Consider the following 23565-nt stretch of genomic DNA (forward strand, 5'->3'; position numbering starts at 1 on the left):
ATGACATCCAGTCATCGCCTAACTCATTATGTTTTCAATCTACCACATTATCATCCACCATAAAATCTACATCAACATTCTTCTCCCTAAGCTTATTTATATAAACCACTGCACATCTAAAAGTTTTTTTATTCTTTGGGTTTTCTTGCCTCACTGAAAAATTTACAGGTTTATTGTAGCATTTACAATATTGCATATTACTTAATTGTTTTTTGAAACTACTCAGTGGCAACACCTCATGAGTCACATTGTGTTCTCTACAGTACTTTACAAACCTATCGTAAAAGGATATATAATTAAGGCGAAGCACAAAATCTCCATCTAAATCTACCACTGCATCATAGTCAATATCTCTTAAAAGTTCATTATTAGCTGCCATACGATTCACAGTTTCAAAATTTTGTTCTATAACTGTTTTATTAGAAGAACCTCCATCTAATAAATCTTCATAAGCTCCCTTTTCTATTGCTGATAAAATTTCCTTAATAGCAAAACCAGTGCATCCCTCCATATTTAAATCTAAATCCTCAAATACCTTTTTAAGTAAAGCTATACCAATCATACAGTTAGCTATAGAGTTTTTAACTCTATCATTTTTAATATCATTGCCAATGTTTTTTTCTAAAATTGTACTATGAATTTCTTTGATTTTTTCCTCTTCCATTTTCAAAGCCTCCTTCAAAAGACTAGCTCCAAGTTTATTAAGTAAAATAGATTTTCTTTTTAATTTTTCTAGACTGTTTTTAGTTATTTCATCAAAATAGGAAGTGGCAAATATAACTCTAAGGCTCCTTCCTATATTAGCCGTTTCCTCGATGCCTACCTCTCCGGACAAAATCACTGAAGCTCTAGGAATAAAACTTCTATTTTTATCTAAGGTGGCTACTCCTTTTATACCTTTGTAGTTATCATAGGAATTCCTCATAACCCCTGATATTAAATCCACCTTATACTTACCTATTATGTGAGGCTTGTACTCTTCTAAAATAAGAGGTATAAAATTGCTACTGCTGGCAGTTTTGTTTAAGGCAAAGTCTGTACATTGCGCCGCATTTAGTATTCCATCTTCCATGCACAATATAGGCGTAATAATATACTTTACGGCACTACTTTTACCACTACTGCTTTCACCTTCTATTAAAAGATGGTTATATTGAATTTTGTTTTGTTTAAGTTTTTCTTTCAGAAACAAACCACATACATACCCTAATATGGATGCAGTATTTTTAAGTATACTAAATTTAAATAAAAATGGCGCAACTTCTAAAAGCTCTTCTTTTGTTATAGCATCATTCTTTAGAATGTTCGTATTAAGCTCGGCATATTGACTTTGCATAGCTATATCTAGCATGGCTTGTCCATCAGAATTTAAAGCACCATGCTCGGTCGCGAAGCACCACTGATTATTAATCTTATGAAAACCACTGAAGGTAACGCCTTTCCTTATTTCACGAGTTTTGCTTGAAATAATAAATTTTATATATTGAAGGTCCTCAACTCTACCTATATAAAAAGCCTTAAAGCTGTTTAGTGCTCTTCTAAAAGATAATACATCATCAAAATCGGAGCTTTTAAATGTCCTCTCGCCTATAACCCCTTCTTCCGTAACAATATGTCCTATAATTTGAGTATCTCCTTCATTTTCAATATAATATTTAGGATTAATAGTAAAATTAGAAATATTGATTATCTGCTCCTTATAATATTTGTAGTAGCAAAACTCACCTTCATAAATATTTCCTACAGGTTTGATCTGCTTTGCAACATCATCTACAAATGCTTCCTCTTGAGCATTAACTAAAGTAATTAATTGTTCCAGAGTGCCTCCATTTCTTATCCAATCTACAATATCCTCTTTAAGTTTTAAGCCTGGGAGTTCTATTATTTTTATAGATTTAGCCTCATTCTTTATTGCATTTAAAACATCATTTGCATAAGCCTTACCACTTTCATCATTATCAGGTAGGATTACTATATTAGCTCCCCTTAGTGAAGCAACATAATCTTTACTATAAGATGAAAACCCCCTAGCTCCAAAAGCAGTGGTAGTTGCAACTTGACCTAACTTGAAAATTTCATCTGCACATTTCTCTCCTTCTACAAAGAAAATAGTCTTATCATTTTTAATGCCATCTAAAACCTTGGGTAGCTTATAAATAATATGTCTTGTACCCTTTATTCCGAAATTCCAATTATTATTATCTTTAGTATAAGCCATAAAATCTTTTTTTCTTTTGCCATTATCCAACCACTCTCGTCTAGAAATCTTATATAATATAGCTCCAAGTTCATCCTCATAATAATAACTAGCTGTAGTCTCCTTGTGATAACTTAATGTAGGTTTAGGGTCTTCTGTTTCAATTTTAATATTATATTTTTCACTTAAAAATTTTATTCCATTGTGGAATCCCTCTATTCCTTCTTTATACGAGGCGGCAGTTAAAATATCACCTTTAGCTCCACAACTAAAGCAGTTCCAATACCTTCCACTGCTTCCTGGCACAATGGTTGCACTTGGATCCTCATCCATATGGCTATGTGCATTTTTATTAAAACATGTAAATTTTCTATTCTTATTTTTACTGCTATGTTCCATTATGTAATCTTTTAAATGATCCTGTATTTTGCGTATACTACTTTCTTGAATTTTACTTATCATAAATTTTTAAACCCCCTGATTACTTTTGTACGGCTTATTTCTAAGCATTATTTCACTTGAAACATTACAAAACACTTATGCCTTCTTACTTTTGTACGGCTTAGATCACTAAGCATTATATCTAATATAAATTTCTAGAAAATAATAAAGATTGCTTTTGTATTACACTTTCAGTAAATATATATGCCCTTGCGCAGAGTTTTGCGGTAAATTTGTTAAATTATTACGAAAATTTTTAAATTATAGTAATATTGTAACTAAATATGAGATATGTAATTAGCTTAGCTCATTGATATATAAGGGTTTGTAAGCAATTTACTTATTGCATTACAAATTTATCATGAGGGGGTATGTACCTTATTAGAGTTTTTAAAGTTTAATTCCCATTTATATAGGGTATTTTTATACTTATATCAATAAGGTATTTTTGTTTTTTTGTAATATGTTTTATATTTATGTTCCAATGTAGATATCTTAAGAGTTTGTGTGAATTACAAGATGTTGTAATAGATTGAAATAAATTGTTATGTGACGATAGATAGGATATATTAATTCAGTGTAATTAGTGAGATTTGTTTAAAAAAGGGTAAGAATATTTTTTTGAAAATGCACTAGTACAACCATACTTGGTATAAAACCTATACGGGTTATATGGATATGCATTTACAAAAACAACTATTAGCCAATACGAGAATAATAAAAGAGTACCAGAGATGAATGCTATTAGGAATTTTGTAGAATACTTTAATGTTTCATTAGATTATTTGTGAGTTAGTAAAAACAGAAACAGAACCTGAGTATTACAAATTGGATTTTATCTATACAAATTGGTATAATAAGAGAGTAGTAATTATACACAATAATAAAAGAACCATTAACTCACGATTGAAATCACGAGTGTGCATGGTTTAGTTATCAACTGAAAACTGGGGCGAGATAGTCAAAATACATTATGCGGAATGTTTACTGATGGAAGACGGATCTGTAGGACTTGCAAAATATGAATTTGAAGAAATGAATAAAACATATGGGGTTATGAATTATCTTAGTAATAGTGAAAAAGAATATATAGAAATGGATGAGCCAGATAGAGTAACATCTATACAATTTGCATGGCAATATGAAAGATGTGCTGTATTAATATGGTCTCTTGGATTTATAGAATTAAATCCACCAACTGAAATTTGTAATGTTCGTAAAATTGCCGAAGTATTAAGAGGCTATAATTCTACATAAGGGGGGTGATTAATTTGAGGAACATTATTAGTATAATCGCTTTTTTAATATTGGTAGTCTTTATTTTTCAGGATTATCTTAGAGAGAAAAAAAATACAAACTATTAGTAATACTTACGGGGTTTATATTAACGTTTTCTAATAAATCATTTGTAGGAGCTATTAGTAAAACATTAGAAAATACAATAATGGTAATAATAGCCATACTAATTATCAGCATTTTCTATTTAATAATAAAGGATATTATAGAAAAAAGAAACAGTAAGAAATAAACTTTTAGTAAGGCGATGACATCCAGTCATCGCCTAATTCATTGTGGTATTTACTGAAATTAATGCATATATTTTTCTAGCAATTCATAACATCTGTCTTTTGTTATCTCAACAAGCGAAATACTATATACAAGTGGTTCCATAGTTCCACCTTTGTATTTTAACGAATCTTTTTTAGCTTTAGCGTCTCTATCTGATATCCATTGAATTTGTTCACTCTGCAAATTTTTCATATCGCTTGAGGATAGTTGTTTTTTCAATTCACTATAAATTTCATTTAAAGCAGCATCCCACTTCTTGTATTTTTCATCAGCGGCCTCTCTCATGTCCATTGTCGTTCCAGCTTCTTTTTCTTTTAAATACGCTAATCCTATTTCAACATTATCTAATTTAGTTTTATATTCTTGTTTTTTACTTTCTTGTTTTACTGTATTGTTAGTTACTATTTCAGATTTTAAAGCATTTGTTTTATCTGATTTATCTTCCGATTGTGGAACTTTTGGATCAACAGAAGTTGAAGCTGAATTAGAAGAAGTAGCCTCTGGCTGAGACTTAGCAATAGTTTCGACTTTTGGCTCATTATCACCTTTATTGCTGTTAATATTTGTACTAAGAGGATTAGGTGTACTTGAACATCCTACAGCAAGTACCAAACATAAAGCTGTAATAGTACATATAACTGATTTTTTATGAAATAATGAAATCATAATTATTCTCCTTTTACTATATTTATTTGAGAAACCTAGAGTACCTATTGCTAAATTTGTTTTAGATACAATTTTAATCATATTAAGAATTGTCTGCCCATATTCTCTAACTTCCCTAGAACTTAAAACTGTAAGTGCAGTTGCATCGCATGCTACTTCGCAATCCTGCTTAAATTGATAAAGGGAATACCAAATTATTGGATTGAACCAATAAATAACTTGGAGAATCATAATAACTACATTTACTATTAAGTCTTTCCTTTTTATATGGGTTACTTCGTGTAAAAAGACAAATTTAAGTTCTGCAGTGGACAGTTTATTAATAATACTTTCTGAGATTAATATTTTAGGCTTTATAATTCCATAAACAGCAGGTGATTTTAAATAATGTCCATAAATAACATCTATTTTTGAACTTACTTTAAGCCTTAATTTAGATTCTTCTAGTATTTCATTAATATCCTGCCTTTTGCAATGAGGGCTTTTCTTTATACTGATTGATAACATTATATTTATAAAAATTATATATGTTAGAACTGATAAAGCACCAATCATCCAAATTAAGGCCATGGTCTTAAAATTAAACACTAATTTATTATTTACAACTGTCGGAGTTTTATAATTATCATTAACTGCAGTAGTTGCTTGCGTTTTGTTAGTATTTACTTTTAAATCTTCACCACTTGAGATATTATGTAATACTATTGAAGAGATATCATATTTTTGAGATTCAGTATTAAAATAATTAAATGGATTTAATAGGTTTTGAAAATCCAAAGGAATTATTAGTTTGAGTAGAAGCAAAAACCAAATATAGTAATGAATCTTCGCACTAAGTTTTTCCTGAAAATAGTCTTTATAAGCAAAATAGCAATTGTTAAAATGCTTCCCATTATAGAAATTAATATAATTTGTTCAAACAAGCTAGTTAAATTAATGCTGTTTTCTGTTTAAAAAAGTAAGAATAGCCATCATTCCGTTGTATTAACTTGCAATATTTGTGACTTATACCTTGAACTACAGCATCTTTCCCTTGAATATTAAAATATCCCGATGTTCTACATGCCACTCTACCAGTATAGATACCTATCTTCCTACCTTTAGTTACTGCAGCTTTAACTATATCTCCAGTTTGAAACCCAAAATATGTTTTCTGTCTTGGTAAATTTTTAGTTATTATTCCACAGGCATTAGTTCTACCTCTAAAGTGTGAACCTCTACCACAAGATTTTATAGAAAATACATTATTTGTTTTAAATTTAAAAGATTCCGGTACTTCTCCTACACATAATGCATCATAATAATGTTCCTTTGGTATTTTCAAAGTTATTCTATTGAATTTAGTTCTGCCACCAGTAGCTAATTCTAGACTATTAGTTATAGTTTTTAAATCATTTACTAATGTCCATCTATAACTATTTACCCATGCTGCGTATCTTTTATTTATTAATGGCTTGCCCGTTGTTAAAATCTTTTCAATTCTAGTTATTCTAGCTTTATTTAATGAATTTGTTTTAGATTGTTTTAAAGTATCTAGCCATTGAAATAAATTCAAACTACCTTTTTCATTATTACAAGTGTGACAAGCTAAATTCAAGTTTTTAATACTTTTAGAACCACCATTGTATTTAGAAATCATATGTTCTACCTCAAGTATTTTATCTTTTGATTCACCACCACAATATTGACATGTATGCCCATATTTTTCTAATAGATATTCACGTACCTCATAGCCTAAAAGAGTACCTTGCTGATATTCTACTGATGATATATTTGGGTTATCCATAAGTTGTGTATCAAATTTAACTGATTCTACTGAAACAGATGTTATTTTACAAAGCTTACTTAGTTTTTTAACTAGATTTATTATATTTAATTCTATTGATTTTACTGAAGGTGGTAGCCAGCCCTTATCACTTGGTGTTGTAGCTTGATATTTACTATCACTCTTTAAATAGTGATTAACAAACTTACACTTTCTATATCTAGTTTCACGTTGTCTACGATTACGTCTAGCACCACTTCTTGTTATTAGATTAGCTACTATTTTATCCCCTCTGTGCTCAAGTTCTGCAAGAAATACTACATCTGTATTGTTTTCTAATATAGCAACTCCTGTTACTTTTGAGCCTGGATCTATTTTAATTTTACATTCTTTAATATTAATGACTTCTAATTCAGTTTTTAATCTTATAGTGAATGGATATATTTTGTGTACTAACGCATAGCCTTGCTTTAAAAGTACTCTAGCTTTTGAGTTTGTGCACATATTAAGTGTTTTCTTATGTTTACTTAATACAAATACCATTTTAAAAATCCTCCTACAATTTAAGAATCCTTCCGTGCGGAAGTAACGTGGTTACAAGAACCATCTCTCCTCGGCAATGTTATCTTGACTTTATGATAAAAGCACTTGGTTTTAAATATATAGCTTACACCATATATGTTCCCTCAAAGCCATGTTTAGACTTCTACCCATAGTTTAAAATACTGGAGAAGCATATTACTCTATGATGACCAAGATAACGTAGTTTACACTTATACCTGCTCAATCAAACTTCCACCGATGATATAAGCCTAACGGCTCATGCCTTCGACTTCAGTCGAGGGTGATTGACTACTTTATACTTTTATTAAGTAACTTTTGTAATTCTTCAATTTCATCTTTAGACAATTTCTCATTTTTAATAAAACGAGTATATTTCCTCAGTATAATGACAGCAGGCATCTATTGTTTTGCTAAATAAATCATACGATTCATCTAAGATTCCCATTTTTTCTATAGCAAATACATTTATAACTTTATGATCGTCTAATTCAAAAAAATCATCTACTTTAGTAAGTTTAAAGTTCCATCTAAATTGTAAATATATAGGTTCAAACATTTCACTCCCTACAAATTTTTTTAAATTTCTAAATATAAAGCATCTATAGATAAGTTTAGCATAAAATGGGTGAATGTAAAAGGTAATGCGCCATTCTATGGAAACAAGATAAATTTGCATTATTTCCACCAATTTTACAATACTATATAATAAATAGTGTAGAATAAAATAGTAGATAATAGTCAAAGTTAAATATTGAGGATGTGATACAATGACTAAGAAAAAAATGAAATTAATAGATGATAATTTCATCATGTCTCCAAAATATGACATTGTATTTAAGTATATATTTGGAAATGAAAAACATAAAGACTTACTAATAGCACTATTAAGTGATGTGTTAGGTGTTCCAGAAGAAGAATTTGAGGGAATAGAAATAATAAATAGTGAACTACTAAAGGACTTTAAGGAAGATAAAAAAGGGATACTGGATGTACGAGTAAAAACAAAAAACAGAAGATAAAACAGGTTATAGGTTGACGGATATAATTGAGGTACACTTCTTGGAGATCGCAAAACTATTTGATGAAGACATTGAGAAAGATGAAAATGATCCAATAGTTCAGTGGATGGAATTCTTAGATGCAAAATCGAAGGGAGAGATGGAGATGTTAGCAGAAAAAAATAAGGACATGAAGAAAGCTTATGGCTTATTGCAAATAATAAGCAAGGATAAAAAGGCTAGAATGTTATATGAAGCTAGGCAGGCAGAAATTAGCGACCAACTTACTAGGATAAAATCAGCAGAGGAAAAAGGAATAGAAAAAGGAGCAACTGAGAAAGCGATAAAGGTAGCAGAGAAAATGATAATAAAAGGCCTTTCTATGGATGATATAGCTGAAATAACAGAGCTTACAGTAGAAAGGTTAATTGAAATAAAGCATAATATGGTGCATTAAAACCATAGTGAGCATAATTAAAGAAAAATATCCACCGCCAGGGTAAGTTGAATTTTATCCAGGCGGTTTTTTATTATAATTTAAATTATTAATATCCAATATTTTAATTGTCACGAGATATTACTTGACTTTCCTGTGCAGGAAATAGTTTATGATATAAATATAGAGGTGATACAGTGTATAAAATAGGAGAGTTTTCAAAAATAACAAATCTAAGTGTTAAGGCTCTACGATATTATGATGAAGAGAATATTCTTAAACCTTCTTATCGGAGTGAAGAAAATTCATATAGGTTTTATGACGAAAATGAGTTTAAGAAGGCAGAACTAATTGTGATGTTGCGTGAACTGAATTTTTCGATTTCTGAAATTAAAGATGTTATAAGTATATATCAGGATAAAGCTGATATAGCCTATATATTAGAAGAAAAGAAAGATATAATTAAGAAGAAGATTATGGAAGAAAAAGCATTGCTGAAAAAAATCAACCTCTATATTAAACCAAAATTATTGGAGGGTGATATTGTGAATTATAAAATTGAGATAAGGGATATTCCGGCTGTTAAAGTGGCATCTATTAGGTATAAAGGTAAGTACAGTGATCTTGGTATGTATATCAGTAGAATATACAAAGCAATAAAAAGTGCTGCAAAGGGTCAACCTTTTAGTTGTTATTATGATGGTGAGTATAAAGAAGAAGCAGCAGATATTGAAGTCTGTGTTCCTATATCAAAACAAGTTAGTGACCCCATCATTACTACAAAAGAATTACCGCAAATCAGTGCTGTTTTCACAAGACATACAGGGAGTTATGAAAGTTTAAACATGGCATATAAAGCTGTTTTTGACTATGCGCAGGAAAACAACATTAACTTCTTAATACCATCCAGGGAAATATATATCTTATATTCCGCTGAATGAATTTCAAAACTAATTATTTACTAAAAAGATATTTATTTACAATTATTTACAAAAAGGATTTTTTAGTTTTATGTCGAATATATTCATAAAATACTTTTTGAAGGTGAGTAAACTTATGGATATGAATGATATGTTATCTATTGATATGGAAATGTACTATGATTGTAAGATGAATTTTATGGTTGGCCTTTGCGAACAGCTCAAGTTGTCAGAAGTGTTCAACTTAAATTTGGAGAAAAGTTTAGGAAGAAAGACTGATATCCCTTACGGGATAATGGCTGAGATGATGATTGTAAATATTTGTGATGACCATCATCCACTATATCTTTTAAATGAATACTATAAAGAGAAAGATCTTGAAGGAATATTTCATTGTCCTATAGATTTAAGTCAAATTAATGATGATAGATTTGGTAAATTTCTAGACGCGTTTTATGAAGCTGGACCAAGGAAAATTTTCGGAGAACTAAGTGCTCAAGCATTTGCTAATTATGGGATAAAAGTAGTAAATATAAATTATGACACAACTTCAAAGGTAATGTGGGGAACGTATGAAACTGAAGAACTTAAGCAAGGGGTAATATCAATAGATTTTGGTCATAGTAAGCAGAAAAGGCAAGATAAAAAACAAATTAAAATGGGTATAGGCGTAGCCAACGGGGTTATAGTTGATGCAAAGGTATTATCAGGAAACAAAGATGACAAAACATACAACAACGAAACACTCGAAGACGTTGAAGGTGTTCTTAGAAGACTTAACATTTCCACCGAAGATTTTCATTATATAGCAGATAGTGCACTTTTTACAGCAAGAAATTTGAAAAAAGCAGAAAGTAGAAATATTAAGCTTATAACAAGGATGCCTGAAACTACAACACTTGCAAAAGAATGTATACGAGAAGCTCTCGATCGTAGATCAAAAATGAGTGAGATAGAAATTCAAACATCACAAGGTAAAGCAAGTAAATATTATGTAATAGAACAAGATTGTACTTATGAAGGTACTAAATTAAAATGTGCAGTATGTTACTCTGTAAATCTTGAAAATATTAAGGAAAGAACAATTGCGAAGCAAGTAATTAAAGAAAAAGAGGTATTGCGGAAACTTTCAAAAACATATTTAAAGACAGCTTTTGCATGTGAAGAAGATGCTAATAAAGAAATTTTAAGATTGCTTAAAAGGGACTTAAAAAAAGTCAAATATCACAATGTAAGTATGCAAATACTGGTTACAGAAAAAAAGAAAAAGGGTCGCCAACCCAAGGATATAAGTAAAGTTGAACATATAATGGAGCATTTTTTACAAATAGAGATAAATGAAGATAAAGAAAAAATTCAGAAAAACTTTGAGCAAGCCTGCACATTCATACTTTGTAGTAATGATCTTACCTTAAAAGCTGAGGATTTACTTAGGGAATATAAAACACAAATCGGAGTTGAAAAAAAGTTTCAGCAGCTTAAATCGCCTCACTTTGTTAATTCGTTATATTTAGAAACACCGGAGCGTATAGAGGCACTGACGTACCTTATTTTAATATCAATGATGATACTTTCTGTTGCTGAACATGTGGTAAGGCGAGAAATGAAAGCAGAAGGTGCAATTATAATGTTAAACGTCAAATTATAACTAATTGAAACGTCATTTTATTTCTATTGCTAGTAGGTGATTTACGTAAGGTTTTCCCTATAAAATCACTTTATCAATAAGGAAAATTCACTTTATTAGTATAATTTCCTTTAGCCGGAAGGCTACTTTTATATAAAAAATGTGTAGCAATAATAGCTACTCAAGCATGTTAGTTTAAATCAATATGTTCAGCGACAGATTGTAGGGCGTGAGCCACAGTTATCGCATCTACTTTGTTCATAATTTCACATAAGCGTTCAGAATTCCAAAACAAATCGTTTAAGGTAGAAAGATGACATCCTACATCATAATCGGGAATACAAGCAAAATTGCCATAATTTGTTTTGCCTATAACTACAATAAATCCACTTCTACTTTCAATCTTAAGCTCGTAATGACTTCCGAATTTAGTTAATTTAGTTATCATCCCAGACCAGTTTTCTATTTTTTTACCCGTTTTCATTGTACACTCAAATTTAATTAGCATGGACAATCCTCCTCGTATAAAAATAATTTGTGGTTAACGAAGCGATAATTCATTGGCGGCAGCCATTATTGTGTTGGTGTCAATCGCTGTTTTTTCGTGCTGTGCACCTATTATCAAAGCCTTTGTTAATATCATATTTAGACGTCTTATAGAACCAGTGCAGCTGCTATATGCAGCTAAAATGGAATTATCATCAATTATTTTAGAAGAAGCACATGCTAGTGACAGTCTAGAATGAATGTATTCTATAGCCTCAGTCTCTGAAAGGCCTTCAAAATCATAATTTATTATGATCCTTTGTTTTAATGCTTCATGTATCTGTTTTTCTAAGATGTTATTAAGTATAGGGTGACCTATCAAAACTAGTGAAAAACAATCCTTTGAGTCCATAGAAAAATTCATGAGTAGTTTTAAATCCTTCAATATATCATTACTCAAATACTGTGCTTCATCCCATACAAGTATGTAATGAAGGTGTTTGTCACTGCTCATGCTTTCCATATAGTCTTTTATATTTTTAAACATATCTGATTTGCGAGAGGAAGGTTCAAGTCCTAAGGAGATACAAAACTGACGATAAAACTCAGCAGTAGTTACGGTAGTAAAGCAAAGATAAATAACCTTTGTTAAATTTGAATTGACTTTTTTCGCGAAACATCTTAAAGCAAAAGTTTTTCCTGACCCAGCCGAAGCCGTAAATAACCCGATGCCTCTAGTTTCATTAAGATAATCAAGCCATTCACTGTCAGATACTGTTTTTACATGAGCTAAATCGTTTTTATATCTATCAATAGGACGCTGCTTTGTAGAAGAATGAACAGTTATGTTATGTTTATTAATATAGGTGAATAATTCATCATTTAGCTCCGCTAAGGAGGAAATGGATTCTACATCCAAAGCATTTAGCCATCTACTTTTTAATGTTCTGAAATTCCTTTCAATTTTTCCTTTTGAAGCTCCATCTCTTACCATCGTGTGCAGTTCTACTATTCCAAGAGAGCCACATATAAGACTTAGTTGCTCATTTCTGTATGGAGAACCATTATCCAAATAAAGTTTTTTTGGAATTCCATACCTGGCTACAGCCTCTTTAAGTACCTTCTGAAAGTTATAAGAATTATCATTGTAAAAGAATCTACCGCCTACTATTAGCCTAGATTTATCATCTATTAGCATAATTACGTATGTACGCTTGCGTTCACCATTTTCTGTTATAAATGGTCCGTAGCAAGTGTCTCCTTGAACCATTCCAGTTGCAAACTCTTCTTCAAAAGCTTTTCTATCTTTCATGTTGATACATCTAGCAGATCTAAGATCATTATTCTTTATAAACCTCTGAACTGTTGAAATTGATACATCCTTTTCTTTAATAAAGCCATCTTCGATGAGTTTAAAATATATAAGTGTAGCATTAATTTTAGGAAAGTTGTTTTTTAAAGTGTATATCTGTTCTATGGCCACATCACTTAGCTTTCTAGTTTGACCTATATCGCTACGCGTCTTCGGAAGAAGGGCATCAAAACCAAATCTATTATATTCTGATTCCCAATTAGAAATAGTTCCTGGGCTATACAAAACTGAACTACCGTTAGGTAATTTTACAGGGTTAATAGAAACACGTCTATAATAAGCAATTTTAGAGTGCTCAGTAAAAGTATTATTTATAGCAGGGGCTATTAATGCTAATCTAATAGCTGCTATTTCGATCATTTCTTTGTTATTCATTTATAATCACCTCTAGAAAAATGGTATCACATTGGTATTTCAATGACCATTATCGTATTAAGTGGTAGGTATAATTTAAAATGAAGAAAATATGGTTATAGTTAAATTACGACGTTCCTTGAAAAAACGATGAGCCATTTTGTTTGAAAAATTGTATTATGAAGTCCTCAAGTTCATCAAAGGAACTATTTATGATATGCTGTACAAAACTTAAGTTTGAAATGAGCTTGTCCTCTAAAAGTCCAAGCCATATCTGTTTATGTTCTTTAAACTTCTTTAAAATTCGATAGAATGTAGATATAGCAATGCAATAATGTTCACACATAGCTTCTACAGAGTGATATTTATGTACAAAATAGTCATAGATGAGGTACACAGTGAAATTAAAACTAAATGACATATACGGCACAATTACCGAAGGTAGGAGGGTATGGGTACGTTTACACGAAGAACAAATATATCTAGAAATGATGATTATATTATCTTGAGCGACATTATTATTATTACTATTATTATTATTATAAGTCACAAGATGGCGTTTGTAAGACGCAAATGGAGATAACGCATGTTTAGCGCCACAAAATGGACATACTAAAGTCTCTATATTAACAGAGCTTACATATCTATTAAAGGCAGTTATCTCATTTTCAAAAGAAATTTGCTTAAAACACTTGCATAATTGTAAATTTAATCTTATCATAATAGTAGTTTTATAAGAGTTTTTAACTCTTATTTTAAAGGGAGAACGTTGCTTTGGATGGCTGGGGTTCTCCCTTTTCCTTTCTCTAGTTTTAATAATAAGCATAAATTAAGCTCCTGATGATGTCAAGTCATTAGGAGCTTTTGTCATAGAAATAATGTGCTTATTAAAAAAGCAATTAATAACTAGATAATTATTAATATTATAGTTATAATTTGACTTAGGAATGCAGTTCTATAAAGCTATATTTTGACGCACTACATTATAATAGGGCCTGGCGGCATAAAAATGAAGCAACCATCTTTAGTAGCAATATTAGGTGTTTTTAACACAGGTCTAGGTGTTAAAGTGATTACTTTTGAAGGTAAGAAGTATCGTTCTTTGGCTCGTCCAATTTCGGAAAGTCATAAAAAACTGCTGAAATATCTGGGTATATCTGAACGAGTGTTTTACTGGAATGAATAAAAACAAATGGTTTTTCTATCTTTAATATTATTTTTAAGATAATATTCTAACGTTCTATTGTTAATGATTTAGAATTTATATGTAACACAGAAAAAAATATAATAATCTTTATCATATAAAATATGTAAATATTTAACACTATTCTCTAAAATACCAGTTAAAAAATCCTTAAAATTAAATATAAGGATTTTCTAATACATTGTGCGGAGTATAAGATATATAAAGGGGCCTGGAATGATATTTAAAGGTAATCCCAGTAACTATATTACTGAAATTATTATTCCAATTAAAAAGGAGGCGTAAACCATGATTGTAGAGAAGATAGACTATAAGAAAAAATATAAGAATTTGTATTTACCAAAGCAAAAACCAATGGTGGTTGATGTACCTGCTATGACATTTATCATGGTTAATGGAAGTGGTAACCCTAATAACGAAGATGGGGAATATCATAAGGCAGTGGAGCTACTATATGGATTGGCTTATACAATAAAGATGAGTAAGAGGAATGGTTGTGAGCCAGAAGGTTACTTTGATTATGTCGTACCGCCGCTAGAAGGATTATGGTGGTTAGAAGATGATAATATGGATTTCACACTAAAGGACAAATATCTTTGGACTTCAATGATAAGACAACCAGAGTTTGTTACTAAAGAGGTGTTCGAATGGGCATGTGAAGAACTTAAAAGATGCAATTTCAACTGCTTACCCCGATGGAAGAATACGTAGGCATCATGAAATTTATTTGTCAGATCCAAGAAAAACATCACCTTAAAAGTTAAAAATGGTCTTAAGGCATCCGGTTGTTAAGGTGGATTAAGTACATTTATAAAATACAAAAGGGGAGTTCAATTTGTGAACTTCCCTTTCAAAATATATCATATTTAATTTTAAATTAAGTAGAGCATAGCCATTATTTTTCAATTAAAGTATTCATCTGTGTCTTTTACATATATTAAAGACCTCTTACTTATAAAATCGTACTATCCTCTATAAACTGTGGAAATTCAATTTTAGCCATTGGACTATCCCCTTTCTATTAGCAATTAATTTTGTTAATCTAATGAAAGTTAATAAGTTTGTGGAATTACTTCCACACTTTTGGAGTGATTTGAATTTTCTTCATTTGGTATGAGCTAATAATAACATAATAATAAATGTTTGTAAAGATATATTTTTAATTAATAACAAATATCGGTTAATTTATAATTAAAAGATGCTTATATATTTTAATATAGTAATATATTATAATGAAACTAATACTAATACTAATACTAATACTAATATTAATATTAATACTAATACTAATACTAATACTAATACTAAAATTATAGGAATCTATTTGTAGGTTCTTTTAAAATTAAGTAGAAGGAGAATAATGATATGAAAAAAAATAAAATACTATTAAATAAACGTTCAAAAAAAGACAAACAAAATTCGTTACTTAATAAAATAGTGAAAGTATCACAAAAGGCGGGAATTAATGTAGTATATGCAGGGTTATTATTATTCTATGTTTTACAAAAACCATTTGTTCCAAAATGGGCAAAGGCAACAATAACTAGTGCTTTGGGCTATTTTATTTTTCCGTTAGATGTAATTCCAGACATTACTCCAGCTGTTGGATATTCAGATGATTTGGGCGTATTAGCATTAGCGATAGTAGCTGTAGCTATGTTTATTGATGATAAGGTTAAGAAAAAATCGAAAGCAAAACTAAAAAGCTGGTTTGGAGAATATGAAGAAAGTGTATTGAAAGATATAGACAATAGGATTGATGGAAATCATAAATAACAAATTACTCAAACTCTATGGAGGACAATTTTGAGGCATCCACTTTAGAGATTATACTATTTATAAAATACAAAAGGGGAGTTCAATTTTATGAACTTCCCTTTCAAAATATATCATATTTAGTTTTAAATTAAGTAGAGCATAGACATTATTAATTAATTAAAGTATTCATCTGTGTCTTTTACATATATTAAAGACCTCTTACTTATAAAATCATACTATCCTCTATAAACTGTGGAAATTCAATTTGAACCATTGGACTATCCCCTTTCTATTAGCAATTATTTGAGTTAATCTAATGAAAGTTAATAACTGTGTGGAATTACTTCCACTTTTCTTGGATTGATTTAAATTTTCTTTCTATGTTTATGAACTTATAATAACATAATAATTTATGTTTGTAAAGACTTATTTTTAATTAATAATAAATATTGATTAATATATAATTAAAAGATAAACCTAAACAGTCACCAGATATAGTTAATTAATTACATATTACATTTATTTAATAAAAAACAATTATTTAGAAGGAAACAGCACTCAAATGAAGAATATGTATATATAAGATTATTTAAAGGAGGTCAAATAAATGTCAAAATTAGAAATGCCAAAAGATAAAGATGAAATAAAGAGACAAATTAAAACATTACAGGCCCAATTAGTTTTAGATGATAAAAAGAGAGATAGCAAAAATAAGCAAATACACCAAAATGAAATTAAAGCCCTTAAAAAAGCTTTAAGCGATAAATAAGAGATATTAATTATTATTATAAGTTATATAGATAACATAAATGAAAGAAAAGGATTAAGGCATTAAAGCTTTAATCCTTTTCTTTTTACTAAAAATGAGTCTATATTAAACAATTTCACGATGGTCACACATGTTTCTTTATGGTACCCCGGCTCAAATTTATGGATTTGAAAAGTATTAAAGGAAAACAACAGGCTTGTGTTGAATTAATATACAATAAATATTTTAATCATAAGTAGGTTGGGGCAAGAAAAGATGGTAAAAGAAGAGTTAGTTATACTCCAAAAGAAAGTTGGTATGCTAAGAGTTGAGGGGAAATATAAAGAAGCTATTGAGAACTGTTATGAGCTTATTGAGAATGGAAAGCAACTTAAAGATTATAAAGCTCTTTTAGTTGCTTATATGAATTTGGCCGCTTCATACTATTGTATTGGAGATATGGAAGCAACATTTAATAGCATTGAGAGTCACAAACAAATTTGTGATAAACATGGTGACGCGGAAGATATATTAGGTTCATATAATGTTTTATTTTTGCTTTATGATTATAACAAAGATTTAGATATGGCTAAGAAAACACTTGATAAAAGTATTGCTTTAGGCAAAAAATTAAACAAGTACAATATAATCAGCAATGCGTATGCTAATTATAGCCATATATATCAACTTGAGGAAGACTATGAACAGGCATTAGAAATGGCAAATATGGGTCTTGAAATGGCAAAACTGCATAAGCCGGTTACTCCAATTTTAGAACTAAGGGTTAAGTTAAATATTGCTAAAGCACTTATAGAGCTTGGAAACTTTGAAGTTTCAAAATCATTAATCGAAGAAATGATAAATGATTCAATTTTAGATTCTTTTATAAGAGAAAAAACGCAATGTTACCATCTGCAAGGGGTATTTTACTATAAACAACAATTATATGTCAAAGCATTTGAATCTTTTTCACAGTCAAAGATATTAGTCGAAAGCTACAAAGATCTTTATTTATTAAAGGATATTCAAAAACAAAGAAGTAAGTTAGCCGAGCTTATGGGTGATATTAATTTAGCTTATAATATTCAAAAGGAATACATAGCACTTCTCAGCGATATTAGTAAAAGTGAGTTGGAGTTGGTAGCAATAAAGCTTCAAATTAAACATAGTATGACTCTCATGGAAAAGAAGGCTAATACTGATTATTTAACTGGTATTTATAATCGTAGTTATATGGAAACTACCGTAAATGGATTTTTAAAGCAAGCACATAAAGACAATGAAAGAATAATATGTATGGTATTTGACTTAGATGGTTTTAAATCTATTAATGACGAGTATGGTCATCTCTTTGGGGATGAAGTTATAAAGCAAGTCAGTGAAGCTTGTTCAAGTATGCTTAGAGAAAATGATATATTTGCCCGTTTTGGTGGAGATGAATTTGTTATTATATTAAAAGGTATGACACTAGAAAACGGAGAAAAGAAAGCTGAACAAATTTTGAATATTGTAAGAAACTTAAATATACTCAATGATGGAAAACGTATTCCAATTACAATTAGTATTGGAATTACAGATAATTTGACTTGCGCTGCAATGTATTTTAATGAATTATTTAATGTTGCAGATTTAAGACTGTATAAAGCAAAGAATAGTGGTAGAAATTGTGTTTGTGCGGTTAATTAAGCATTATAGTAAAGGTGACCTAAAGGGTAATCTAAATAGAAATCAGAGGTATATTGGAAGAATATGAGCAGGACAAAAATTAAAGTTGTGAATTATAATTCATAGCTTTCAGTATTTTTTGTTGCTATATGTTTAACATTTTCATATAGATATTCTTTAGTAGCAGTGCGTCTTTCTCTACTAATGGGCCTTCCAAAATTACACATCCACTAACGTTAAAGTCTCTTAATGCCTTCAAACAAGCTGTATAGTTAAAGTCGCTCTCTAATAAGGGTAAATGCTTTCTCTCTCCTTTTTCACTATAATCTATGCCACCCATGTGAATATGTAAGTCATCTAGTGCAGGCCGTCCTAGCATATCTAACACGTATTGCAATATTTTCGAAAAGTCCTTGTAGCCTTTTAGACTACCATTTCCTCTTGCATGAATATGAGAGAAATCAATGCATAATTTGCACGAACTAACTTCCCTGCAAAGAGAGACTAATTCCTCTAGTGTCCCAAACTGGGTGCTCTTACCCGTAGTTTCTAGCCTATAATCGACTCCCTTGTATGGAAGCTTTAACAAATTCTTTTTTATAGTATTATAGGTATCTTCCTTTGAGTCATTCAAATAATAGCCTGGATGAAATATTAAACTTTTTCCCTTAACTTCTGATAATCCTTCCATGGCTTTTATTATTCTTGCCATTGACTGTTCTTGTTTTTCACTTTCATGGGCATTTAGATTTATATAATGTGATCCGTGAGCAGATAGATAAACATCGTTTTCTAATTTAGTTTTTAATATGATATCTTTATTTTTAGCTGTTACATTAACTGATCTCACGAAAAGGAGTTCCATGGCATCAAGCCCTATGGATTTTACATATTCAATTCCAGATGCGTAATTGAATTTACGGGATCCATCGCCAATAGGAAGTCCTGATATTCCAAATAAAAGTTTATTTTCATTACCCAACATTAAATTTATTTTTTTATTGGAGGTCAAGTTCCCCACATTTGAATCCTGAGTAACATCTAATAACATACTGTTTTTTCTCCTTTGATTTTAAATTTTAGTCATGGTTAATATAAGTGTTGTTGATAATATGATGATTGTATTAAATTAGTTCTTTGACCTTTTAAAGCAATTTATAATTTCTACACTACTCATATTATCCCATCCTCTTATGTTTTTTATGTTTTAAAGCTATTAATATTTATGTCTATACCAATGATGGCATTAGTTGTAGAACCTCACTATTCAGGAAAATGCAAATTTCTACATCAATACATAATCGAAAGACATGAGCTATGAAAAATAATATCAAAAAAAATATATTGCTTTGGAAATAGAGTATTAGGAAAAACTATGAATGCTAGTATGTGAATACTTTGTAGTATTTTAGTTGGAGATGAAATTTTAAAGTAATGTCTATTTGTAACAGTGTAGAATAAAATGTAATATTCTGATAAAATAAAGTTAGGGTAGGACTAGATGATTTAGCTGAAATAACAGAGCTTACGGTAGAAAGATTATGGTGAAAAACTATAATTATAGGGGGTAAGGTTATGAATAAGAAATATATACTATTTTTCTATGAAGCAGAGGATAATTCAGGGTGAAATACCTTTTGAAGTAGAGCAGCAAATAGTAAGAGCAATTAATAAAATCGGAGTAGAAAATACTATGCAGTAAGATCAAGTGCTACAGCAGAGGATTTGGAGTTTGCTTCTTTTGCAGGTCAGCAGGACACATATCTTAATATCAAGGGAGAAAAATCACTACTTGATTCTGTTAGAGATTGCTGGGACTCATTATTTACAGATAGAGCATGAAAAAGTTTATATGTCAGTTGTTATTCAAAAGATGATAATACCAGAAGTATCTGGTATTATGTTCACAGCCGACCCCGTATCGGGTAACAGAGGAATAATATCCATAGATGCTAGTTATGGGTTGGGGGAGGCACTTGTATCAGGACTTGTATCTCCGGGATATTGAGTGGTGTATGGAAAACAATGAAAGCCTTATAGAACTTATTAATCCTCGGAAAGAGGAATATCTACATTTTAGAAAATTAAGTGAGCCACGTGTTCTAACAAGTGATGGTGAAGAAATTAAATCAGGCTATAAAAGGGATAATATACCAGAGGGCGCATTGGTGGCCACACCTGTATCTTCAGGGGTAATAGAAGGAATAGCAAGAGTAATCACCGATCCTTCAAAGGCATTTATAAATAAAGGTGAAATACTGGTTGCACCCTTTACAGACCCAGGTTGGACACCATTATTTATTAATGCAGCAGCCTTAGTTATGGAAATAGGAGGTCTTCTTACTCATGGAACAGTAGTTGCTAGAGAATATGGAATGCCTGCAGTAGTGGGAATTACGGATGCTACGAAGATTATAAGGACTGGGCAGAGAATTAGGGTAGATGGCAATGCAGGATTTGTTTTAATTATCCAAGGTGACTGACATGGCCATCTTGATAGTGAAATTCTTAGGGGAATTATTAATCCAATATTAGAAAACCATTAGCATTTATAAAATACAAAAGGGGAGTTCAATTTTATGAACTTCCCTTTCAAAATATATCATATATAATTTTAAATTAAGTATAGCAATTATTTATTAACGTGTTTTTTATATTATTACATATTTTAAAGACCTCCTACTTATAAAATCGAACTAGCCTCTGAAAATTCTGTAAATTTAATTTGAACCATTGGACTATCCCCTTTCTATTAGCAAGTATTTTAGTTTTTTAATGTAAGTTAATACCTAAGTTGAATTACTTTTAAATCTTGTACTGAATTAAATTTTATTGTTTTGTTTATAATCTATATAATATCATAGTAATAAATATTTGTAAAGAACTATTTTTAAATAACAATCAATATTGTACAATTAATGAAATTAATACACTGTTTTAATTTATTTAATAAATATTATATAATGTAAAATATGAAAGAGTGATATAATATCTTTATACGAACTAACGTTCTAATAATTATTATTTATATTAATTATTATTAGTCAGAACACTAGAATTAAAAAAATCAAATTAGAAAAATAAGAGTAACTAAGACTTTTATAAGCAAAGCGAATTTGCTTATAAATAAAAAGTGAAGGTGTTAAAATGGATTATGTGCAGAATTCAATATTTGATAAGACATTGCAGAAGGCTCCACTGGCTGATAGAGTTCGGCCTAGATCTCTTGAGGAATATGTGGGTCAGGAGCATATTATAGGAAATGGAAAGGTGTTGAGAAACATTATACAATCAGATAATGTTTCTTCTATGATTTTATGGGGTCCACCTGGGGTTGGAAAAACTACACTTGCTATGATTATTGCAGAAATTACTCGTGCTAATTTCATAACCTTTAGTGCGGCTACTTCAGGAATAAAAGAAATTAAAGAAGTCATGACAAAAGCAAAAGAAAACCGACAACAAGGTATCCGAACTATTTTATTCATTGATGAGATTCATCGCTTTAATAAGTCTCAACAAGATGCCTTTCTTCCCCATGTAGAAAAAGGGAATATAGTTCTAATTGGTGCTACAACAGAAAATCCATCATTCGAGGTTAACTCAGCATTATTATCACGATCTAGAGTATTTGTTTTAAACCCTCTAGACATTAATGATATTATCAAGGTTTTAAAAAATGCACTTTTGGACAAAAGAGGGTATGGGGGTCTACCAATATTTGTTGAGAGCTCTCTTCTTGAGATTATTGCGTTTTTTTCAAACGGAGATGCTAGAACGGCGCTCAATCTGTTGGAACTCGCAATTAGTAGTACACCTATGGAGTCCGGTAAGCTAACTTTAACTAGAAAAATAATTGAAGAATGTCTTAACAAAAAAACTCTCCTTTATGATAAAAAAGGGGATGAACACTACAATATTATATCAGCTCTTCATAAATCTATGAGAAACAGTGATCCGAATGCCGCTGTTTATTGGCTCGCCCGCATGTTAGAGGGGGGAGAAGAGCCTTTGTATGTTGCAAGAAGATTAATTCGATTTGCTTCTGAAGATGTTGGACTTGCAGACCCTAATGCTCTTCAAATTGCAGTCTCAGCCTATGAAGCTTCTCACTATATAGGAATGCCAGAATGTACAGTAAATCTTACCCAAGCTGTAGTTTACCTTGCAATGGCGCCAAAATCCAATGCGCTTTATACTGCTTATGAAAGTGCAAAAGAAGATGCCTTAAATACCATTGCAGAGGGGGTACCTCTTCAGTTAAGAAATGCTCCTACTAAACTTATGCATACTCTTGGATATGGAAAAGACTACAAGTATGCTCATAGCACCGATGAAAAAATCACTAACATGCAGTGCCTGCCTGATAATTTGAAACACCGACAATATTATAAGCCGACCCAGGAGGGTCTTGAAAAGAAAGTTTATGAAAAATTAGAATATATAAACAGTGTTAAAGCAAAGTTGTAAGGTCACCCCCGGGGGTAAATGAGTAAGGCGATGACGTCTAGTCATCGGCTTATAGCCTCTTAGAAAGCATAATTATTTCATTCTTTTAAAAACTGCGATAATTTCTCTACATTTTCCACCATCTTGAGTAGTTGAGAAACACGACACTAATTCCCAACCTTGTTCTCCCAAACTATTAAGTTCATTATCAAAATGACTTATATCTAGTATTCCTCCCATAAACCCTTTTGCTTCAGTTTTAATACTGGTATACTCCCATTTATCCAAAACACCCACCTCAATTCCCATATTTTATTTTAGTTAATAGTAAACCTAAATACATAAT

The 23565-nt window shown here is 30.5% G+C and carries 22 protein-coding genes and 1 pseudogene; 14 read left to right on the top strand and 9 right to left on the bottom strand.

The genetic code is table 11. The annotated features are described in order from the left end of the window. Positions 1–34 precede the first annotated feature (34 nt). Positions 35–2659: a hypothetical protein gene (locus KPL51_RS01960; protein ID WP_216156552.1), complete on the bottom strand. Its 2625-nt coding sequence runs from the start codon at positions 2657–2659 to the stop codon at positions 35–37. A gap of 677 nt (positions 2660–3336) precedes the next feature. On the opposite strand from KPL51_RS01960, the gene KPL51_RS23875 reads away from it, so the two are divergent. Both KPL51_RS23875 and KPL51_RS01970 read left to right on the top strand, forming a co-directional pair. Then, positions 3337–3429 (top strand): helix-turn-helix domain-containing protein, encoded by a 93-nt coding sequence (locus KPL51_RS23875; protein ID WP_216156771.1) that lies wholly within the window; start codon positions 3337–3339, stop codon positions 3427–3429. Positions 3430–3628: 199 nt separating this feature from the next. After that, positions 3629–3895, top strand: a complete 267-nt coding sequence (locus KPL51_RS01970) for a DUF4272 domain-containing protein (RefSeq protein ID WP_216156555.1) — start codon at positions 3629–3631, stop codon at positions 3893–3895. A 330-nt stretch (positions 3896–4225) separates the two neighbouring features. Here the strand turns inward: KPL51_RS01970 and KPL51_RS24205 are convergent, their stop codons facing one another. The 3 genes from KPL51_RS24205 to KPL51_RS01985 all read right to left on the bottom strand — a co-directional run bounded on the left by KPL51_RS24205 (position 4226) and on the right by KPL51_RS01985 (position 7758). Next, the gene (locus tag KPL51_RS24205) at positions 4226–5779 is read right to left on the bottom strand and encodes a M56 family metallopeptidase (RefSeq protein WP_224853601.1); all 1554 of its coding nucleotides are present in this window, start codon (positions 5777–5779) and stop codon (positions 4226–4228) included. A 22-nt stretch (positions 5780–5801) separates the two neighbouring features. Next, positions 5802–7181 (bottom strand): RNA-guided endonuclease IscB, encoded by a 1380-nt coding sequence (gene iscB, locus KPL51_RS01980; protein ID WP_216156563.1) that lies wholly within the window; start codon positions 7179–7181, stop codon positions 5802–5804. Between the two features lie 376 nt (positions 7182–7557). Continuing rightward, positions 7558–7758, bottom strand: a complete 201-nt coding sequence (locus tag KPL51_RS01985) for a hypothetical protein (protein WP_216156566.1) — start codon at positions 7756–7758, stop codon at positions 7558–7560. Between the two features lie 211 nt (positions 7759–7969). On the opposite strand from KPL51_RS01985, the gene KPL51_RS24210 reads away from it, so the two are divergent. The 4 genes from KPL51_RS24210 to KPL51_RS02000 all read left to right on the top strand — a co-directional run bounded on the left by KPL51_RS24210 (position 7970) and on the right by KPL51_RS02000 (position 11204). Continuing rightward, entirely contained in the window at positions 7970–8221 is a 252-nt protein-coding gene (locus KPL51_RS24210; RefSeq protein ID WP_312888298.1) for a PD-(D/E)XK nuclease family transposase, read from the top strand. Between the two features lie 40 nt (positions 8222–8261). Then, positions 8262–8657, top strand: a complete 396-nt coding sequence (locus tag KPL51_RS24215; protein ID WP_312888299.1) for an Rpn family recombination-promoting nuclease/putative transposase — start codon at positions 8262–8264, stop codon at positions 8655–8657. A 176-nt stretch (positions 8658–8833) separates the two neighbouring features. Next, positions 8834–9577, top strand: coding sequence for a MerR family transcriptional regulator (locus KPL51_RS24220; RefSeq protein ID WP_216156568.1), 744 nt, complete (start codon positions 8834–8836; stop codon positions 9575–9577). A 115-nt stretch (positions 9578–9692) separates the two neighbouring features. Continuing rightward, the gene (locus KPL51_RS02000; protein ID WP_216156571.1) at positions 9693–11204 is read left to right on the top strand and encodes an IS1634 family transposase; all 1512 of its coding nucleotides are present in this window, start codon (positions 9693–9695) and stop codon (positions 11202–11204) included. A gap of 169 nt (positions 11205–11373) precedes the next feature. Here KPL51_RS02000 and KPL51_RS02005 read toward each other — a convergent pair whose 3' ends face one another. From KPL51_RS02005 to KPL51_RS02015, 3 genes are all read right to left on the bottom strand, one after another. Then, positions 11374–11691, bottom strand: a complete 318-nt coding sequence (locus tag KPL51_RS02005) for a DUF6618 family protein (protein WP_312888317.1) — start codon at positions 11689–11691, stop codon at positions 11374–11376. A 33-nt stretch (positions 11692–11724) separates the two neighbouring features. Continuing rightward, positions 11725–13416, bottom strand: coding sequence for an AAA family ATPase (locus KPL51_RS02010; RefSeq protein WP_216156577.1), 1692 nt, complete (start codon positions 13414–13416; stop codon positions 11725–11727). 106 nt (positions 13417–13522) lie between these two features. Further along, positions 13523–14221 (bottom strand): DUF6431 domain-containing protein, encoded by a 699-nt coding sequence (locus KPL51_RS02015; RefSeq protein ID WP_216156580.1) that lies wholly within the window; start codon positions 14219–14221, stop codon positions 13523–13525. A gap of 183 nt (positions 14222–14404) precedes the next feature. Here KPL51_RS02015 and KPL51_RS02020 point away from each other — a divergent pair, with 183 nt between their 5' ends. The 5 genes from KPL51_RS02020 (at position 14405) to KPL51_RS02040 (ending at position 18791) form a co-directional block, all read left to right on the top strand. Then, positions 14405–14581: a hypothetical protein gene (locus KPL51_RS02020; protein ID WP_216156583.1), complete on the top strand. Its 177-nt coding sequence runs from the start codon at positions 14405–14407 to the stop codon at positions 14579–14581. A gap of 306 nt (positions 14582–14887) precedes the next feature. Next, positions 14888–15310, top strand: coding sequence for a GyrI-like domain-containing protein (locus tag KPL51_RS02025; protein ID WP_376770069.1), 423 nt, complete (start codon positions 14888–14890; stop codon positions 15308–15310). 654 nt (positions 15311–15964) lie between these two features. After that, on the top strand, positions 15965–16375 hold the full coding sequence (locus KPL51_RS02030; protein ID WP_216156585.1) for a YkvA family protein: 411 nt from the start codon (positions 15965–15967) through the stop codon (positions 16373–16375). A 589-nt stretch (positions 16376–16964) separates the two neighbouring features. Further along, on the top strand, positions 16965–17126 hold the full coding sequence (locus KPL51_RS02035) for a hypothetical protein (RefSeq protein ID WP_216156588.1): 162 nt from the start codon (positions 16965–16967) through the stop codon (positions 17124–17126). A 255-nt stretch (positions 17127–17381) separates the two neighbouring features. Beyond that, positions 17382–18791 carry a tetratricopeptide repeat-containing diguanylate cyclase gene (locus KPL51_RS02040; RefSeq protein ID WP_216156590.1) on the top strand — a complete coding sequence of 470 codons (1410 nt, stop codon included), beginning with the start codon at positions 17382–17384 and terminating at the stop codon, positions 18789–18791. Between the two features lie 124 nt (positions 18792–18915). Here KPL51_RS02040 and KPL51_RS02045 read toward each other — a convergent pair whose 3' ends face one another. Beyond that, the gene (locus tag KPL51_RS02045) at positions 18916–19755 is read right to left on the bottom strand and encodes a TIM barrel protein (protein WP_216156774.1); all 840 of its coding nucleotides are present in this window, start codon (positions 19753–19755) and stop codon (positions 18916–18918) included. 740 nt (positions 19756–20495) lie between these two features. Here KPL51_RS02045 and KPL51_RS02055 point away from each other — a divergent pair. The 3 genes and pseudogenes from KPL51_RS02055 (at position 20496) to KPL51_RS02065 (ending at position 23240) form a co-directional block, all read left to right on the top strand. Then, positions 20496–20778 (top strand): annotated as a pseudogene (locus KPL51_RS02055) (PEP/pyruvate-binding domain-containing protein). A 7-nt stretch (positions 20779–20785) separates the two neighbouring features. Further along, complete coding sequence (locus tag KPL51_RS02060) at positions 20786–21253, top strand: PEP-utilizing enzyme (RefSeq protein WP_224853564.1); 468 nt, start codon at positions 20786–20788, stop codon at positions 21251–21253. 664 nt (positions 21254–21917) lie between these two features. Further along, positions 21918–23240: a replication-associated recombination protein A gene (locus KPL51_RS02065; RefSeq protein ID WP_216156602.1), complete on the top strand. Its 1323-nt coding sequence runs from the start codon at positions 21918–21920 to the stop codon at positions 23238–23240. Positions 23241–23312: 72 nt separating this feature from the next. Here the strand turns inward: KPL51_RS02065 and KPL51_RS02070 are convergent, their stop codons facing one another. Beyond that, complete coding sequence (locus tag KPL51_RS02070) at positions 23313–23516, bottom strand: DUF4177 domain-containing protein (protein WP_224853567.1); 204 nt, start codon at positions 23514–23516, stop codon at positions 23313–23315. Between the last annotated feature and the right edge of the window lie 49 nt (positions 23517–23565).

The organism is Clostridium bowmanii (assembly GCF_018861315.1).
GTDB classification, from domain to species: domain Bacteria; phylum Bacillota; class Clostridia; order Clostridiales; family Clostridiaceae; genus Clostridium_AD; species Clostridium_AD bowmanii.

Excerpts from the sequence above, each read along its gene's own strand:
- KPL51_RS02040 (WP_216156590.1), top strand. The coding sequence starts at position 17,382 with ATGGTAAAAGAAGAGTTAGTTATACTCCAAAAGAAAGTTGGTATGCTA.
- KPL51_RS02035 (WP_216156588.1), top strand. The coding sequence starts at position 16,965 with ATGTCAAAATTAGAAATGCCAAAAGATAAAGATGAAATAAAGAGACAA.
- KPL51_RS24210 (WP_312888298.1), top strand. The coding sequence starts at position 7,970 with ATGACTAAGAAAAAAATGAAATTAATAGATGATAATTTCATCATGTCT.
- iscB (WP_216156563.1), bottom strand. The coding sequence starts at position 7,181 with ATGGTATTTGTATTAAGTAAACATAAGAAAACACTTAATATGTGCACA.
- KPL51_RS02020 (WP_216156583.1), top strand. The coding sequence starts at position 14,405 with ATGAAGCAACCATCTTTAGTAGCAATATTAGGTGTTTTTAACACAGGT.
- KPL51_RS02065 (WP_216156602.1), top strand. The coding sequence starts at position 21,918 with ATGGATTATGTGCAGAATTCAATATTTGATAAGACATTGCAGAAGGCT.
- KPL51_RS02000 (WP_216156571.1), top strand. The coding sequence starts at position 9,693 with ATGGATATGAATGATATGTTATCTATTGATATGGAAATGTACTATGAT.
- KPL51_RS02015 (WP_216156580.1), bottom strand. The coding sequence starts at position 14,221 with ATGCTTATTATTAAAACTAGAGAAAGGAAAAGGGAGAACCCCAGCCAT.
- KPL51_RS02060 (WP_224853564.1), top strand. The coding sequence starts at position 20,786 with ATGGAAAACAATGAAAGCCTTATAGAACTTATTAATCCTCGGAAAGAG.
- KPL51_RS02005 (WP_312888317.1), bottom strand. The coding sequence starts at position 11,691 with ATGCTAATTAAATTTGAGTGTACAATGAAAACGGGTAAAAAAATAGAA.
- KPL51_RS02030 (WP_216156585.1), top strand. The coding sequence starts at position 15,965 with ATGAAAAAAAATAAAATACTATTAAATAAACGTTCAAAAAAAGACAAA.
- KPL51_RS01960 (WP_216156552.1), bottom strand. The coding sequence starts at position 2,659 with ATGATAAGTAAAATTCAAGAAAGTAGTATACGCAAAATACAGGATCAT.
- KPL51_RS02025 (WP_376770069.1), top strand. The coding sequence starts at position 14,888 with ATGATTGTAGAGAAGATAGACTATAAGAAAAAATATAAGAATTTGTAT.
- KPL51_RS01970 (WP_216156555.1), top strand. The coding sequence starts at position 3,629 with ATGGAAGACGGATCTGTAGGACTTGCAAAATATGAATTTGAAGAAATG.
- KPL51_RS02010 (WP_216156577.1), bottom strand. The coding sequence starts at position 13,416 with ATGAATAACAAAGAAATGATCGAAATAGCAGCTATTAGATTAGCATTA.
- KPL51_RS01985 (WP_216156566.1), bottom strand. The coding sequence starts at position 7,758 with ATGTTTGAACCTATATATTTACAATTTAGATGGAACTTTAAACTTACT.
- KPL51_RS02045 (WP_216156774.1), bottom strand. The coding sequence starts at position 19,755 with ATGTTGGGTAATGAAAATAAACTTTTATTTGGAATATCAGGACTTCCT.